Raw genomic sequence first — 16,612 nt, forward strand, 5'->3', positions numbered from 1 at the left:
CTAATGCCTCATACCAGTTTGTGGGTTGCTGGCTGAACTAGCAGGCTTAATCTCAAACACTGGATAACGCCATTTCCAATTATCAGGGGACTCAGCAATCGGCTCCATGGTGATGCAATCTACAGGACAAGGCGCGAGGCAAAGCTCGCAGCCCGTGCACTCTGAGGCAATAATCGTATGCATGTGCTTGGCAGCACCCAAAATAGCGTCAACCGGGCAGGCTTGAATGCAAAGCGTACATCCAATACAAGTCGCCTCATCGATCAGCGCGACGGATTTTGGTTTTGGCAAACCATGTTCCGCATTCAGTGGTTTGTACTCAACCCCCATTAAATCGGCTAACGCACGCGCCCCAGCATCGCCACCTGGCGGACACTGATTGATGTCTGCCTCTCCCGCCGCAATCGCTGTGGCGTATGGCTTACAACCGGGGAATCCGCATTGGCCGCACTGTGTTTGAGGCAAGATTGCATCAATACGCGCCACCAAAGGATCGCCATCAACTTTGAATTTAAGCGCCGAATAACCCAGCAAAACACCGAGCAATAAGGCCAAAAACAACATGACATAAACGGCTGTTAACATTAACGTACCAAGCCCGCAAAACCCATAAAGGCAAGACTCATTAAGCCGCCCGTGACCATGGCAATCGCTGCCCCTTGGAATACTGCTGGCACATCCGCTGCTTCCAAACGCTCACGCATAGAGGCAAACAAGATAAGCACCAACGAAAATCCAACCGCCCCGCCAAAACCGAATATTAATGACTCAAACAAATTATGCTTGTGCTGAACATTAAGCAAAGGAATACCAAGCACTGCGCAATTCGTAGTAATCAGCGGCAAGTAAATACCCAACACCTGATAAAGCACTGGTGAGTTTTTCTCCATCCACATTTCTGTAAATTGCACGACCCCGGCAATCACCACAATAAATGAAACAGTCCTTAAGTAAAAAAGATCTGTTCCTAGCAAATATTCGCTAATAAAGTAACTCGTGCCTGAACCTATGGTCAGCACAAATGCGGTCGCCATTGCCATCGCAACAGAAGCTTCGAGTTTTTTGGAGACGCCCATGAAAGGACATAAGCCTAAAATTTTGACCAGCACGATGTTATTCACAAGTGCTGCGCCAATGAATAACAAAATATAGTTTTGAACCATAACCTCAGCTTAGCATTTAAGTTGTGGATGAAAAGACCGTTAATTATACAGCGTTTGCACCCCAACGTTAAGAGGGGCGCGGGTATTGCGCAGTATTGAGTGCGTTATATTAAAGCCAAACCTAACACTTTCAAATCGCATTTGCTTATTAGCTTATAAGGACTAGCAATTAAGCGAATAATTCAACCAATATCATGCAATATCATCAATAAAACGTATTCGAGTTAAGCTACTTTAAGTTAAAATAAAGTGATTTTATTAATTTGTCAGGTTCAATCATGCTGCAAGGCAGTTTTGTCGCTATCGTAACCCCCATGCTTGCGGACGGTAGTCTTGATATTCCCTCACTTCATCACCTCATTGATTTTCACATTGATGCAGGCACAGATGGCATCGTAATCGTTGGTACAACAGGTGAATCGCCAACGGTAGATTACGATGAACATCGCGAACTCATCAAAACTACCGTTAATTATGTTGCAGGCCGCATCCCTGTAATTGCGGGCACCGGCGCGAACGCTACCCGGGAAGCGATTGAACTGACCCAAGCCGCGAAAGACCTTGGTGCAGACGCTTGTTTATTAGTCGCACCTTACTACAACAAGCCAACACAAGAAGGTCTTTACCAGCATTACAAAGCAGTGGCTGAGGCGGTTAATATCCCCCAAATTCTTTATAACGTTCCTGGCCGAACAGGGGTAGATTTAAGCAACGAAACTACATTGCGCCTCGCCGAGATTAAAAACATTGTTGGCATCAAAGACGCAACAGGAAGTATTGAACGCGCCACAGACCTCATTATCCGTGCACCCAAAGATTTTGCGATTTACAGTGGCGATGATGCAACTGGCATGGCACTGATGTTGATTGGTGGCAAAGGCGTGATTTCTGTGACCGCCAATGTTGCACCAAAACTCATGCACGAAATGTGCATGGCTGCGATGTCCGGAAAAACGGCAGAGGCCTGTGCGATCAATGCACAACTATTTGCACTTCACCAAAAATTATTCGTTGAAGCCAACCCTATTCCTGTGAAATGGGTACTTAATCAGATGGGCCTCATCAACACCGGCATTCGTCTGCCACTCGTACCACTTTCAGCATCCAATCATCAATCGCTACTCAATGCGATGAAAAATGCGCGTATTTCACCAAAATAATGCATTACTTTAAGAGACCTTGCATGAATAAAAATAAAATCAAACCATTCATCCTCGCTAGCCTATTAGGGTTAGCAGTGACTGGTTGCGACTCCATTCCTTTCATGAACAACACCCCTGACTACAAAGGCGCTGGAAGAGCAAGGCCGTTAGAAGTCCCGCCTGATTTAACTTCTATTTCATCCAACGACACTTACACGGTGCCGGGCGGATCAACCACTTATTCCGAGTTTAGCCAAGGACAAGACACCCCTGCTGAAAAAGAAAAAATTCTACCGACGCCTGACAGCGTTCGTCTTGAGCGTGCAGGTTCACAACGCTGGCTAGTTGTTCAAGCCCCGCCAGAAAAAATATGGCCGGTTATCCGTGAGTTTTGGGCAGAACTTGGTTTTGCAGTTCGTGTTGAAAATTCAGATACTGGCGTCATGGAAACTGAATGGGTTGACCCAAGCAGCTTAACCAAAGATGACAAAGGCAACTACCTAGACAAATTCCAAGGCTGGTTAGATAGATTAAATACATTAGCTAATCGTCAAAAATTCCGCACGCGCCTTGATCGTGGCGAAAATGCGGAAACCACCGAAATTTACATGAGTCATCGTTCAGTTTCGGACACCCCTGATGATGGCAAAGTCAAAGTACGCAACAGACTGGGTGAATTTGACACCGGTTATGCGCCACAAAACCAAGCCAGAACGATTGCAGAAAAAGAACGTGCTGATGCCGAGGACCTGGACGCTGAATTGCTTCGCCGCTTAATGGTAAGACTTGGCGTAGAAGATCAAAAGTCTCGTAGTATTATGGCAACAAGCACCACTCAACTTCGCGCTTCATTAAACAAGGCCACTGACGGAACACTGACTTTAGCCGTGAATGATGGATTTGATCGTGCTTGGAGACGTGTTGGCCTAGCATTAGATCGGGTAGGCTTTGTCGTCGAAGATAAGAACCGCGCTAATGGTGTTTATTTTGTTCGATATACCGACGTTGACATCGATATGTCACCTAAAGACAAAAAAGGCTTACTCGATAATCTGAAGTTCTGGGGTGATGACAAAAAAGAAGAGAAGAAACCTGAACCCGTCATTGAGACTAAAAAAGAAGATTCTTCACTGACAGAAAAGCTTAAGTTCTGGAAACCAGCTGAGAAAACAACGGTTGACCCATCAAAACAATACCGTGTAAAAGTTGAAGAAAATGGCGAAACAGGCTCTAAAGTCACGATTGTTGATAAAGAAGGCAATAAATAAATCAGCACAGCCAACGTATTATCAATCTACTTTATGAGCAATTAAAATAACGCAAACCAGCATCCATGAGGTTTTCCTCAATCGGCAGTGGTAGCGCTGGCAATGGCCTATTAATTGAACAAGGTTCAACTAGGCTGTTGCTGGATTGTGGTTTTGGCTTGCGAGATGCCGAACAGCGCCTTGCTCGCATCAACATCACGCCAGATCAACTGACTGGCATTCTGATTACCCACGAACACGAAGATCATGCTGGTGGCGTTTTCAAGCTAGCCCGCAAATATCGCATTCCCGTTTGGCTAACGCACGGCACCTTCAAAATGATCGAAAAAATCCTGCCTGCTGAGCCGATTCAACTCAACATCATTGATAGTCACAGCCGTTTTAATATCCATGAGTTAGAAGTCAGCCCCTACCCTGTTCCACACGACGCCCGCGAACCAGTGCAGTATGTATTTTCAAATGGCGACAAAAAACTTGGGGTTCTCACAGACACAGGGTGCTCAACCCCCCACATTCAAAATATGCTGAGTGGTTGCCATGCTTTAATGCTCGAGTGTAATCACGATCTTGAAATGCTGATGAATGGCATTTATCCGATGTCACTTAAACAACGAGTCAGCGGTCGTCTAGGCCATCTTGATAATATAAGTGCTGCAAACATTCTGAGCAAACTAGACAACCATCATCTAAAACACATCATTGCCGCACATTTAAGCGAAAAAAATAACACACCAGCACTTGCGATCAGTGCTTTAAGCAATGCACTCAACTGCGAAAAAAATTGGATTGGCATTGCCGAACAAGACAAGGGATTTGATTGGCGAGAAATTTAATTGACTAATGCAGTCAATATTTTATTTTTTTAATTCTTAGGCCAAATATTCACAAACGACAGAAACAAAAAAGCCGACTAAAAGTCGGCTTTTTTGATGAGTTAAAGTTAGTAAACTAACATTTAGACTCTAGCTAAATTACTTAGCTTCAGCAGCTGGAGCAGCTTCTGCAGGAGCAGCAGCAGCGTCAGCAGCAGGAGCAGCAGGAGCAGCATCAGCTGGAGCAGCTTCAGCAGCTGGAGCAGCATCAACAGCAGGAGCAGCTTCTTCTTTTTGACCACAAGCAGTTAAAGCAAGAGCTAACAAAGCAGCAAGGATAGCAGAACGTGTCATTTTAAATTCCCTTAACATATATAAAAAGATAAACCATTACGGCACATCAAAGCACCGAGTGAGAAAATTTTAACAGCATCCCTTAAAAAAAACACTACTTTTTTAACAATTAATCACGTTTTAATTGCGCAAATGTCATATTTCTGCAAAATATCTTTTGTTGCAGTTTAGTTTAATGACGATTTTAAGAATTATTGCAGAAATATAATACAGCCTGCCAAATACCATGCATGCATTTCGGCTATGAATGCATCTCCTAAATTTGTCGCCTCCGCCATCTCTTGAGGGGTTAACTTACGCGTGTTTGATAACTGCGCCAGCAAGTTCTCCGCGTCGGCCTCTATGGTGATTGCTTCACCATTTAAATAGTACACATGGTTTGCAATCAACAATTGGCTTTTGAAGCTCAATTGTATGCCCTGGCTTTTCATGCGCTTTTCAAAGGCCTGCTGGGAAATCTGTTTGGGAGAGTCAAACACCACATGTGACTTTGGCTCGGTTAAATACTGCCCCAAAAAATCTGCGACATCCTCATCACCCCATTTAAGACCGTCTAATATGGATGAAACCTGCGCCACCATCGCTTGGCCAATGACTGCAGAATTAGCCTGAGGAGCCAACTCTGGATCAGCATATCTCCCTGACAATCTGCGACGCTCATGCAGATAGTCTAAAAACTTTCCAGCAAGCTCCTGAGCAGTAGGCGCTCTAAAACCAATGGAATAAGTCATGCAATCGCCAACCGCAATCCCCCAATGCGCCACTTGTGGCGGTAAGTAAAGCATGTCGCCAGCAGAGAGCGTAAAAGTCTGCTCTGTATTGAAGTGCTTTAAAATACGCAGCGGCGCGCCTTCAACCAAGGTCAAATCTTCTTGCTCGCTAATATGCCAAATGCGTTGCCCACACCCCTGCAATAAAAATACATCGTAAGAATCAAAATGCGGCCCCACGCCGCCGCCGTCAGGCGCATAACTCACCATTAAATCATCTAGTCGCGCTTGTGGAATAAAGTTAAATTGCTGCAACAAATCATTCGCCTCTTGCATATGGTGATTCACACTTTGCACCAGCAAGGTCCAATCTCGGTCAGGCAACTTGGCAAAACGCTTCTCAGCAAAAGGGCCTTGCTCTAATTTCCACACTTTTTTGACATATGAAATCAAGCGCGACTGCACATCTTCTTCACACGCCAAGCCTGCCAACTCATTCGGCGTTAAAAATCCCTCAAAATCTGGCATCGCGCCACGAATCAATAAAGGTTTTTTGTGCCAATACTCTTTAAGAAAGGTTTCGGCACTGATGCCACCAAGCAAAGTCAGCGGCGCTGAATGACTATTTGAATTTTTTTTCATGCTTCTATGATAGCGCATTGCGATATCTAAGAATAAATCAGGTAAAATTTCACCTAAATTTATCTAATATTCTTTTCTATTATTTTTTCATTTGAAAGCAACCATCATGCAAATCGCCATGAACACCGTAGTATCCATGACTTATGAACTCCGCGACAGCGAAGGCACTGTGCTTGAATCAAGCGCAGAGCCTGTTAGCTACTTACACGGTGGTTATGACAACATTTTCCCACGCGTTGAAGAAGAGCTTCACGGCAAAGCGATTGGTGATTCTGTTGAAATCACACTTGAGCCAGCAGATGCGTTTGGTGAATACGATGAGACATTGGTGCAAATGGAACCGATCGCAGCGTTTCCAAGCAAAGACTTAAAAGTCGGCATGCAATTTGAAGGTGAAGACGAAACTGGCGATGTCATTTTATACACCGTGACTAACATTGATGACGGCAAAGTCGTTGTAGATGGCAACCATCCTTGGGCAGGCGAACGTGTGCTATTCAAAGCAACCGTGACTGGCGTGCGTTCAGCGGTCGAAGAAGAAGTGGCGCATGGCCACGTGCATGGCGCTGGCGGTCACCACCACTAAGCGTTTACAGCGTTTATATTGAGTAAGCAGTTAACGCGATCTCAAAAAAAAGCCCCCAAGGTGTTGAAAAAATCTTGGGGGCTTTTTTAACGCATCAGGCTGGCTAAATCATCCAAGCAAGCCACTTTGCATCAATCGTTTTTAGGTCATCGCCATCAATCTCGTTCAAATGTTCCCAATAGCGTCCACTGCTGAAGTAATAATTCGCGGCACGCTCCTTAGCCAAACAAGCCTGCGCTTGTACGACTTGGTGCGCCGCTGTGATTTTTTTCAAATGGGCTTGATGATCATCCCTACTCAGGGCTGCCAAAGCACCCGCATTTACCCTAGGGAACACCAAACGTGAGCTTGGCTGCTCCGATAAATTCAAACACAGGCACGATTGCATCGCGGCAAAATAATTTAAACGACTCGCTTTAGCCTCCAGCGATTGAAGCGTCACATCATCACGCAGTGGGTCTGCATTGCCTTGCCCATAAAAATGACTCGCCTGACCATCATTCTCATACACCATGTCACAGCCTAAAAAGAGCATCACATCTGGTCGCAAGGCTCCCAAGGCCCAATAAGCCGCGGTGAATGCCATGGTGCCACCCGCATAAACAAATCCGCCATATTGATTTTGAATATCAACATATTGCTGAGCCGTGACGATTGTTTGCGATTGTTGCTGACTAGTCGGTCGCTTTTCTAATGGAAAATCCTCAGGATGAATTAAATAATCCCAATCACTTAGTAAATGCCACGCATTATTAATCGCTACGACCGAGCGAATATTCGATAGATCTAAGGCCTTCACGCGCACTGCATCTGGCGCACTTCCTAGCACCAACACAATATTCAAAGATTCACATTGAGGCTTCGTAAGCAGCTTAACCATGATGCAATTAGCTGAGTAAGGCTTTAAGGCGATATAAAGCCTCTAAAGCTTGCTTGGGGGTTAAGTCATCAGGATCAACCAGCTCAAGCTCACCCACCACAGGGTGTATCGGGGCTTCGGGCGCTTCCTCTGTCACAAACATATCCGCCTGTGGGCCTGAGGCCACGTTCTGCTTTTCAAGTTGAATCAGTTTACGCTTGGCTGACGCCACCACACTTTTGGGAATACCCGCCAGTACAGCCACTTGCAAGCCATAACTTTGATTCGCAGCGCCCTCTTGTACTCGATGTAAAAACACAATCCCATTGCCGTGTTCCGCCGCATCCAAATGGACGTTTGCCACTTGTTTAAACTCTTCCACTAATCTGGTCAGCTCAAAGTAATGCGTCGCAAACAGTGTGTAGCTACGATTTTTTTCAAGCAATTGTTTCGCACACGCCCAAGCTAAACTTAAACCATCAAAAGTGGATGTGCCGCGCCCAATTTCATCGAGCAAGACCAAGCTATTGGCTGTTGCGTTATTCAAAATATTCGCGGTTTCTGTCATCTCCACCATAAAGGTTGAACGACCACCCGCTAAGTCATCAGAAGCGCCAATACGGGTAAAGATGCGATCAATCTTGCCAATTTTTGCAGACTGCGCGGGCACAAAACAGCCACAATGCGCGAGCAACACAATCAACGCTGTTTGGCGCATAAAGGTGGATTTACCGCCCATATTCGGGCCAGTAATCAGTAGCAATTGGCGATAAGGTGAAAGCGCCACATCGTTAGCAATAAATGGCTGGGCAATCTGTTCCACCACAGGGTGGCGGCCGCCCACAATATGGATGCCATCTTCCGTCACAAATTCCGGCGCCACGTAGTTAAGCGAACGTGCCCGCTCTGCAAATGTACTTAAGACATCAAGCTGCGCAACCGCCACCGCATTGGCTTGCAGGGCATTAATCTCTGGCGCTAATTGGTCGAGCACCAGTTCATATAACATTTTTTCGCGCGCTAAAGCACGATCGTTGGCTGAGAGTACTTTGTCCTCAAAGGCTTTTAATTCTGGGGTAATAAAACGCTCAGCGTTTTTAAGCGTTTGGCGACGACGATATTCAGCGGGCGCATTTTCAGCTTGTGCGCGGCTAATCTCAATATAAAAACCATGCACGCTGTTGTATTCCACTTTCAAATTCGCAAGCCCACTGCGCTCGCGCTCTTCTGCTTCATACTTTAGCAAAAACTCACCGCAATTCGCCTGCATGCCGCGAAGCTCATCTAGCTCTGCATCATAGCCATCGGCAATCACGCCCCCTTCTCTCAGCACGCTTGAAGGCTCTGGCTGAATGGCCTGCACAAGCAGATTGAATGCGCCTTGCGGCACGCTTAAATCCTGAGCAATCTGCTTGACCACGTCAGCCTCTACCTTACTCAACGCAGCTTGCAAGGCTGGCAACTGCGCCAAGCTGTCACGCAGTGCTGATAAGTCTCTTGGACGCGCTGTTCTGAGTGCCACGCGGGTGCTAATCCGCTCAATATCGCCAATATTGCGCAAGGCATCGCGTATCGTTGTTTCATCTGCTTGCATCAATGCTGAAACTGCATCGTGACGGGCTGAAACCGTATTTAAATCACGTAATGGATGATGCAACCAATAACGCAGCAAACGTGCGCCCATGGCTGTTTTTGTGGTGTTAAGAAGTGAATACAGCGTTGGTGATGCTTCGCCACGAATGGTTTGGTCAATTTCTAGGTTTCGACGCGTTGCGCCATCTAATTGCACAAACTGACTAGACTGCTCAACGCTTAAACCATTAATGTGCGGCAAGGTGGTGCGTTGGGTATGCTTCACATAATCCAGCAAAGCGCCTGCCGCGGCAATTGCCAAGCTTAAATCGGCACAACCGTAGCCATCTAAATCATGGGTATTCAATTGTTTGGTGAGGAGCGTTTTGGCTGAATCTAAATCAAACTGCCAAGCGCTAAATCGTTTTTTAGAACAAGCCGCATTTTGAACCGCAATATGACTCACATTATCTGCAAACAGCAACTCGGCTGGCGCGATGCGATCGAGTTCTTGCGCTAATAAGCCTGGCGCAATCTCGCTCAAGATTAAATCCCCCGAAGCCAAGTTAATACGTGCCAAGCCAACCAAGCCTTCGCCAAAACAAAGCGCTAATAACCAGTTGTCTTTTGTATCGTCTAGTAAGGCACTATCTGTGAGCGTGCCTGGCGTCAGGATACGCACCACTTGCCGATCCACAATGCCTTTACTTTTAGCCGGATCGCCAATTTGCTCGCAAATGGCCACCGCCTCGCCCATTTTGGTGAGTTTAGCTAAATACTGCTCGGCGGCATGATATGGCACCCCTGCCATTTTAATGGGCTCACCATTGTGCGTACCGCGCTTAGTAAGGGTAATGCCTAATAATCGCGCTGCTTTTTCGGCGTCTTCAAAAAACAATTCGTAAAAATCACCCATGCGATAAAACACCAACATGTCGGGATGCTGGGCTTTGACTGCCAGGTACTGCCGCATAAATGGGGTGAGATTGTCTTTTTCAGAGATCATGTGATCCGTTATCGTTTCAATTGCGCGACCTGCGTAAAATAATTAAGGTCGCTTGTGAGCAGGTATGCTTAAAGCACACATTTTATCGTAAGATGCTATGCAATATGTTTGAATCGACTCCCAAACCAAACCGAATGATGAAATTATCGCTGCCGCTGATCGTCCTGCTATTGGGCATCAACCCCTGCGCGATGGCTGAGGACATTCATTACTATTGCGATGGCGATACCACGCGCACGCTTGGCGATGGCCCCCATGTGGAAGAAACCGACTCAAAAACTTACGCAATTATTGGAAATGAAACCGAGTTTTATACCGATAAGATTAAATGTGACATCGACCCAAGAACCATTCAATGCAGCAGCAAAAAATTTAACCGCACCTTAAAAATTGATAAGTTAACGGGTTACACAGTCGATACTTATGAAATATTCAAGCATGGCAAACCGCACGTAAAGATTGAATTTATTGGCATGTGTGAACGCTATCAAATCTCAAAATAGCGTTGAATTTAAATCAATCGATAATCTACTGCGCCAAAATAGGTGGCGTATAAGCCCCATAATCCACGCCGCTACCGTCGCCAATATCGGTCAACGAACCTTTGTAATCATCGATAAAATAGCCCTCAACATACTTACTAGCGCCCCCTACGGAGTTTGTAATATGAAATGGCGCGAAGGCAACAATCGGCTGAAAGCTGTGTGTGTCCACATTCGCCACAACAGCGACCAACACATCCTTAGGGAAAATCACATCCGCATATAGCGCAGTTTTAGACCCCGTTTGCACCCATACATTTTGTCCGATGCTTAATGGCCCCGGATTCCCATTTTGAATCAAATCACGAATTGCACCCACATTGTTCGCATCCACGCCAAATGTCGTCCACTCACCAGAAGCACAAGGCGGGTAATGATAAGCCGACCCAATCTTAAAAACATAGGGCTTACCCGTGGCAGGATCAATCTTAGGCTTGCCTGCTGCCGCATCCCAATAATACGTGAACAAACAGCTTGCCATCGCGGTGGGGAATAAAGCGCCTGGCGAAACTTGCGCTGGCGCGGCGATTAAAGCCAAGGAAGTCGCAGAGACTTCTTGAAAACTTTCACCAAAAATAGGGGCAAAAAATAAATTTAACGCCCCACCGTTGTGACCGGTCGCCAGCCTAATGGTAACCCGCACAGCTGGCTTATCAAACAACGTTGGGGTAATGCTGATGGCCTGCACGCCCTCTGGTGTTTGATGCACATTCCAATAACCCACTTCAACCAAAGCATCACTCAAATTGCGATTAGCCGCCTGATTTAACCCCACAGCACTTTGCGCCTGCGCTTGCGCATAGACCCAATTAGGGTGCGCATAGTTAGCAGTAGGAAAAGCCGCATCAGGTTTTGGTAGCACCGCTGCCCCGCGCAAAGCGGCCGCATCTGCTGCATTTTGCAATTCGTTTTTCACAACATAAATCCGCCCAATATCGATGGCTAAGGCCACAAACGATAGCAACACTGGCAACATCAACGCGATTAATATCAGCACATTGCCTTGTTGTTTTGTTTTGTTAAAACATTTAAGTATCGGCATCATTCATACACCATTGTGGTCGTGGCGGTAATGGCATTACTCCCAAACAAGGGCCCAATTAAATTACCCAACATTAAACCCGTAAAAGGATAACTCACCGTCACTGTGAGTGGATTCCCAGCGGTTGAGCCGCCAGTCCTGCTTAATGTAACCGTCGGTGTGGCATTGCCAAAACTAATCAAATGATTTGCACAAGCATTAGTCGCGACAGCCATAATCTCAGCATCCGTTAAAGCCGGCGTTCTGAAAATCACGCCTGCTCTTGCGGCCTCACGGCTTGCATTGGTCATGACAGCTTTGTCATAAAGCACGACGCTAAACTCCACAATGCCGAACACCAGCGTCAATAGCAAAGGCAACACCAGAGCAAACTCAACTAGGGCACCGCCATTCATGCCTTTTTTCTTCGCCGCCATTAAAGCCAATTTACGCATCAAAACAATGTCCTCAATTGGATAATCGCTGGGCCAATAATCACAATCAGCAGCGATGGGAAAATACAAAAAATCATCGGCACTAACATTTTGACGGGGATTTTAGAGGCGATTTCTTCTGCCACTTGCATGCGTTGAATACGCATTAGCCCCGCCTGCACCCGAAGCGAATCAGAAACGCTGGTACCAAAGCGATCTGCTTGTACGAGCATCGAGACCAAGTTATGCACTGAGTCTGAGTTAACGCGCAAAGCCAAGCCTTTAAGTGCCGCATTACGACCTGAGCCCGCACGAATTTCTAAATTCGTTAAATAAAGCTCTTCTGCAAGATAGGGGTTGGTGCGGACAATTTCTTTTGAAACGCGATTAAGCGCGGCATCCAAACCCAATCCAGACTCGGTACAAATGACCAACAAGTCAATTAAATCTGGCAAGCCTTGCTGACAATCTTTCATACGCCTTTTAGTGCGTGAATCTAAATAGATTTCAGGTAAGTAATAGCCCAGGCTCGCTAGCGCAAGCAAAATCAAACTAAATTTAGCAAACCCTAATGAATGACCGTAAGGCCAAAAAAACAATCCGATTAAAATAGGCACACCCAAAGTGAGCACCGATTTGAGCGCAAAGTAAATTCGGGGGGCCATTGCACCACGAATACCCGCGCGCAAAAATTTCAGATGAATATGGGAATCTTGCCATCCTTCTTTAGGCAAAGACATCTTGGATAAAGAGTCTAAAATCGCATTCCAGCGGCGCCCAAGCATTTTATTATTACTTGCAAATGCATCGAGCTGCATCTGTTCTAACACTTGATTGAGGCGCTTACCAACAAAACGCTGATCAAAAAAAGCACGTATGCCCAAGACAAAAGTGACCACCGCAACAAAAGTCACCACAATCAGTGCATAAAACATGAGGTAGTCGACATGCATGCTTACACCTTAATCCTTGAAATTTTCCACATCCACAACGCACCGACAATAATCATGGCGATACTTGTCATCACAAGCCGCTGCCCTGCCTCAGAAGTCCAAAGCAAAGACATGTACTTGGGGTTCATTGCCGTCAAAATGCCGCCCAGTACAAAAGGCAACACACTCAGCAAAATACCTGAATATTTTCCTTCAGAAGCCAACACTCTAATTTTTCCGCTCAAAATCATGCGATCACGAATCGTTTTAGATAAATTCTCTAGCAATTCAATTAAGTTGCCGCCCGCTTCGCGTTGGATTAAAAGTCCGACCACTAAAAAGTTAATGTCATTACTGTTGGTTCTCACCGCAAAATTCGTCATAGCTTCATTAAATGGCAAACCAAAGTTAATTTCTTCAAACACCGTCTTAAATTCTTTGGCAATCGGTTGCGGTAACTCATCCCCAACAATACCAAATGTCACTGAAAGTGCATGCCCTGCTCTTAAAGAGCGGCAAATAAAATCGAGTGCCTCAGGTAATTGTTTTTCAATTTTCGCGCTACGCTTTGCTTGCAAGTGCATGATGTAAAAAAATGGAAGTGCACTCAACAAGAGACTCACCAAAAGCAAGGTCAATGCACTTAAATGCGCGACTAATAACAAGATTAAAAAGCTGAACACTGCAATTGAAAGAGCAATGGTCACCAAACGCACCGCGCTCATTTCAACGTCTGCGCGAATAAGCATCAGCTTCAACATTTCCTCTAACTCAGTAGAGAGGCTGATGTTAGTGCCGATAGGCCATCTCGCATCATCCGAAGAAGCCGATCTAATCAACTCCTCATCCGACATTGAACTCCGCATGTTCACAATATCACCTAATCGCTTATTGCGCGCTTTGGCATGACTGCTATAGTGACGCGACCAAAACGACAACACCAAAAGCACAGCAACCATCAGCATGCATAATGCAAGCAGTGGTAAAAATTCAATTAACCAAAGCGGCATCATTACTCAATGACCCCTGGCTGAAACAAATCGTCACTCAACTGAATTCCCCACGTTTTAATTCTGTCGGCCACATGCGGACGAACGCCGGTGGCCATAAAGTTACCCAACACCAGGCCATTGTTACCGGTGCCTGTTCGCTCGTAAGTAAAGATTTCTTGCATGACAATCACATCCCCTTCCATGCCTGTGATTTCCTGAATGCTGGTGATTTTGCGGCTACCGTCGGTCAAGCGTGCCATTTGAATCACAATATGGATCGCTGAGCTAATTTGCTGACGCAGCGTCTTGGCGAGCATATTGACCCCGCCCATACTCACCAGATTCTCTAAACGGCTTAGTGCGTCGCGCGAGGTATTGGCATGGATCGTGGTGAGCGAACCTTCATGGCCAGTGTTCATGGCTTGCAACATATCAATCACCTCACCCCCACGTACCTCACCCAAGACGATGCGATCTGGGCGCATACGCAGAGAGTTACGTACCAAAGCACGCATGGGTACCTCGCCTTTCCCTTCAATATTTTGAGGACGCGTTTCTAGTCGCACCACATGCGACTGTTGCAGTTGCAATTCAGCGGTGTCTTCAATGGTGATAATGCGTTCACCTTCAGGAATAAAGCAGGACAAAATATTCAGCAAGGTGGTTTTACCAGAGCCCGTGCCGCCTGAAATCAAGATACTGGTTTTAGCGGCCACCATCGCCGCTAAAAACTCCGCCATGCCTTTGGTTAAGGCTTGTTTTTGAATTAAGTCTTCAATTCGTAAAGGCACCACCGAAAAACGACGAATCGACAAGGTTGGACCATCTAAGGATATCGGCGGGATAATCGCATTCACACGTGAGCCATCCGGTAAGCGGGCATCCGCCATCGGACTAGATTCATCAATACGCCGCCCAACGCGTGACACAATTTTGTCGATAATTCTGAGCAAATGCTCATCATCGTTAAACTGAATGGGCACCTGCTCCAAGCGGCCTTTACGCTCGACAAACACGGTATCGTAACGGTTCACCAGAATCTCAGTAATGGAGGGATCAGCTAACAATGGCTCCAGCGGGCCAAGCCCCAGAATCTCATTTTGTAGATCCGCGATGAGTTGATGACGCTCGTCATTGTTAACGGGTAAAGATTGCTCATCAATCAGCTTGTTAATAAGGCCATGCAGCACATGACTGAGCTGCTCGCTAGGCATCGTTTCGGCAGCCGCCAAATCCATACGAGAGAGCAAACTTTGATGCAGCTTCACTTTGGCTACATAAAAGCTTGGCTGCATTCTTTTGTTCGAGGGTGCCGCTGAAGACATCATATGGCTGTGCGATTCAAGCTGGGACTTATCATCCCCTATGATCGCAGCACCAACCTTGGTATAAGGCTTGGGGTCGCCGTAACTCCACTGACCTATTTGATCCCTAAGTAAGCCCATAACGAGAACTTCCTTTTAATCGGCTTGCCGTTGAGGTCCGAGACAATCTCTAAGATTGAATCAGTAAATTTTGAATTGGGCTTTAAATCAATAACAGGGATGCCGCGCAATAAAGACTCTTGAATACCAGTAAACTCGCGATAAACCACGTGCCACACTTTTCGGCCTATCGCATGTTCATAATCTTGCAAGCTCAAGTCTGTCGGCCCGCCACATCGACTGATCAACACATAAAGCTTACTGGCTGAAAGTCCCATGTTCTTCCACAAATGCAACACCTGTGAAGAGCGACGCGCAGAAGGAATCGTCATGGTTGAAGTTAAGATTAGACGATCCAACTTATCCCAAATGCGCACTGAAATGGGGTCAATCCCTGTGCCGATATCAATCAACACATAGTCATAGTGCACAGCAAGAATATCAATCAGCTTTTCAACTTCTTCACTTTTAACGCGCAACACATCTTCTAGCGTCGAAGGCGATGGAATCAAATGCAAATTATCTGAAATGTGATGCACCATTAAATCAAGCAGGGTGGCGTCAAGCCGCTCCACAGAGCTGGTAAAGTTCATTAAGTTATTGGTGACCGTTTTATTGGTCAAATAGATTTCAACATCGCCATAACTCAGCGAAAGGTCAAGCACTAAAATGCGATTTTTTTGGTCTTTAGCCAAAGCACTTGCAATATTCGCCACCACACAGGTACCACCATCTCCGCCTTTTGCAGAGATAAATCCGAGCTTCTGACCATGGCGCACGCCGTTATCAGAAGGCGTAGATTTCAGATGCAGCTTTGCTCGTGCAATCACCGATGTAATTTCTTCAGCGCTACACGCTGAAAAAACCTCACGCACACCGGCACGCATGGCTTCTAATAAAAAGTGTGAGTCAGCATCAGGTGCGCAAATGGCCACTACACTATCTGGCAACGCATCGACCAAAGACTTCACATGCTTCAAAAGTTCATCACTGGGCTCAAACCCACCAATCAAGAGCACATCTGGATGATGGCCCATCACCAATTGCGTTAACTGATCATAAGCACCGTTGAGCTTAACCAACACATCAGTCGATATCGCTTTAGGCTCAGCGAATTGAAATCTTTCAGGGCTAAAGAAAACAATCTTCATAT

17 protein-coding genes are annotated in these 16,612 nt (G+C 46.1%); 5 read left to right on the forward strand and 12 right to left on the reverse strand.

The genetic code is table 11. The features are described 5' to 3' along the window. Together rsxB and rsxA are read right to left on the reverse strand one after the other, a co-directional pair. A complete protein-coding gene (rsxB, locus tag BN1209_RS05455) occupies nucleotides 1-585 on the reverse strand; it encodes an electron transport complex subunit RsxB (protein ID WP_045751296.1) in 585 nt (194 codons plus the stop codon). Beyond that, complete coding sequence (rsxA, locus tag BN1209_RS05460) at nucleotides 585-1,163, reverse strand: electron transport complex subunit RsxA (RefSeq protein ID WP_045751297.1); 579 nt, start codon at nucleotides 1,161-1,163, stop codon at nucleotides 585-587. Before rsxA ends, rsxB begins: the two co-directional genes overlap by 1 nt. A gap of 278 nt (nucleotides 1,164-1,441) precedes the next feature. On the opposite strand from rsxA, the gene dapA reads away from it, so the two are divergent. From dapA to BN1209_RS05475, 3 genes are all read left to right on the forward strand, one after another. Then, a complete protein-coding gene (dapA, locus tag BN1209_RS05465) occupies nucleotides 1,442-2,323 on the forward strand; it encodes a 4-hydroxy-tetrahydrodipicolinate synthase (protein ID WP_045751298.1) in 882 nt (293 codons plus the stop codon). Between the two features lie 23 nt (nucleotides 2,324-2,346). Then, nucleotides 2,347-3,573: an outer membrane protein assembly factor BamC gene (bamC, locus tag BN1209_RS05470; protein ID WP_045751299.1), complete on the forward strand. Its 1,227-nt coding sequence runs from the start codon at nucleotides 2,347-2,349 to the stop codon at nucleotides 3,571-3,573. Nucleotides 3,574-3,638: 65 nt separating this feature from the next. After that, complete coding sequence (locus tag BN1209_RS05475) at nucleotides 3,639-4,406, forward strand: MBL fold metallo-hydrolase (RefSeq protein ID WP_045751300.1); 768 nt, start codon at nucleotides 3,639-3,641, stop codon at nucleotides 4,404-4,406. Nucleotides 4,407-4,544: 138 nt separating this feature from the next. On the opposite strand, the gene BN1209_RS05480 is transcribed toward BN1209_RS05475, so the two are convergent. Both BN1209_RS05480 and BN1209_RS05485 read right to left on the reverse strand, forming a co-directional pair. Beyond that, on the reverse strand, nucleotides 4,545-4,739 hold the full coding sequence (locus BN1209_RS05480) for a hypothetical protein (RefSeq protein ID WP_045751301.1): 195 nt from the start codon (nucleotides 4,737-4,739) through the stop codon (nucleotides 4,545-4,547). A 191-nt stretch (nucleotides 4,740-4,930) separates the two neighbouring features. Beyond that, complete coding sequence (locus BN1209_RS05485) at nucleotides 4,931-6,091, reverse strand: cupin domain-containing protein (RefSeq protein ID WP_045751988.1); 1,161 nt, start codon at nucleotides 6,089-6,091, stop codon at nucleotides 4,931-4,933. 106 nt (nucleotides 6,092-6,197) lie between these two features. Here BN1209_RS05485 and BN1209_RS05490 point away from each other — a divergent pair, with 106 nt between their 5' ends. Continuing rightward, complete coding sequence (locus BN1209_RS05490; RefSeq protein ID WP_045751302.1) at nucleotides 6,198-6,677, forward strand: FKBP-type peptidyl-prolyl cis-trans isomerase; 480 nt, start codon at nucleotides 6,198-6,200, stop codon at nucleotides 6,675-6,677. A gap of 103 nt (nucleotides 6,678-6,780) precedes the next feature. On the opposite strand, the gene BN1209_RS05495 is transcribed toward BN1209_RS05490, so the two are convergent. Both BN1209_RS05495 and mutS read right to left on the reverse strand, forming a co-directional pair. Continuing rightward, nucleotides 6,781-7,557, reverse strand: a complete 777-nt coding sequence (locus BN1209_RS05495; RefSeq protein WP_045751303.1) for a hypothetical protein — start codon at nucleotides 7,555-7,557, stop codon at nucleotides 6,781-6,783. A gap of 7 nt (nucleotides 7,558-7,564) precedes the next feature. Beyond that, nucleotides 7,565-10,114 carry a DNA mismatch repair protein MutS gene (gene mutS, locus BN1209_RS05500; RefSeq protein ID WP_045751304.1) on the reverse strand — a complete coding sequence of 850 codons (2,550 nt, stop codon included), beginning with the start codon at nucleotides 10,112-10,114 and terminating at the stop codon, nucleotides 7,565-7,567. Between the two features lie 134 nt (nucleotides 10,115-10,248). Here mutS and BN1209_RS05505 point away from each other — a divergent pair, with 134 nt between their 5' ends. Continuing rightward, complete coding sequence (locus BN1209_RS05505) at nucleotides 10,249-10,617, forward strand: hypothetical protein (RefSeq protein ID WP_144402546.1); 369 nt, start codon at nucleotides 10,249-10,251, stop codon at nucleotides 10,615-10,617. A 25-nt stretch (nucleotides 10,618-10,642) separates the two neighbouring features. Here BN1209_RS05505 and BN1209_RS05510 read toward each other — a convergent pair whose 3' ends face one another. The 6 genes from BN1209_RS05510 to BN1209_RS05535 are packed head-to-tail and all read right to left on the reverse strand — an operon-like array spanning nucleotide 10,643 to nucleotide 16,610. After that, the gene (locus BN1209_RS05510; RefSeq protein ID WP_045751306.1) at nucleotides 10,643-11,701 is read right to left on the reverse strand and encodes a pilus assembly protein TadG-related protein; all 1,059 of its coding nucleotides are present in this window, start codon (nucleotides 11,699-11,701) and stop codon (nucleotides 10,643-10,645) included. Further along, a complete protein-coding gene (locus BN1209_RS05515; protein ID WP_045751307.1) occupies nucleotides 11,698-12,132 on the reverse strand; it encodes a TadE family protein in 435 nt (144 codons plus the stop codon). Before BN1209_RS05515 ends, BN1209_RS05510 begins: the two co-directional genes overlap by 4 nt. Continuing rightward, nucleotides 12,132-13,064 (reverse strand): type II secretion system F family protein, encoded by a 933-nt coding sequence (locus tag BN1209_RS05520; RefSeq protein WP_045751308.1) that lies wholly within the window; start codon nucleotides 13,062-13,064, stop codon nucleotides 12,132-12,134. The genes BN1209_RS05515 and BN1209_RS05520 overlap by 1 nt, the downstream gene beginning before the upstream one ends. Nucleotides 13,065-13,066: 2 nt before the next feature. Further along, the gene (locus tag BN1209_RS05525) at nucleotides 13,067-14,056 is read right to left on the reverse strand and encodes a type II secretion system F family protein (protein WP_052661099.1); all 990 of its coding nucleotides are present in this window, start codon (nucleotides 14,054-14,056) and stop codon (nucleotides 13,067-13,069) included. Further along, the gene (locus BN1209_RS05530) at nucleotides 14,056-15,480 is read right to left on the reverse strand and encodes a TadA family conjugal transfer-associated ATPase (protein ID WP_082048402.1); all 1,425 of its coding nucleotides are present in this window, start codon (nucleotides 15,478-15,480) and stop codon (nucleotides 14,056-14,058) included. The genes BN1209_RS05525 and BN1209_RS05530 overlap by 1 nt, the downstream gene beginning before the upstream one ends. Beyond that, the gene (locus BN1209_RS05535; RefSeq protein WP_045751309.1) at nucleotides 15,456-16,610 is read right to left on the reverse strand and encodes a CpaE/TadZ family protein; all 1,155 of its coding nucleotides are present in this window, start codon (nucleotides 16,608-16,610) and stop codon (nucleotides 15,456-15,458) included. Before BN1209_RS05535 ends, BN1209_RS05530 begins: the two co-directional genes overlap by 25 nt. Between the last annotated feature and the right edge of the window lie 2 nt (nucleotides 16,611-16,612).

The organism is Candidatus Methylopumilus turicensis, from assembly GCF_000953015.1.
GTDB classification, from domain to species: Bacteria; Pseudomonadota; Gammaproteobacteria; order Burkholderiales; family Methylophilaceae; genus Methylopumilus_A; species Methylopumilus_A turicensis.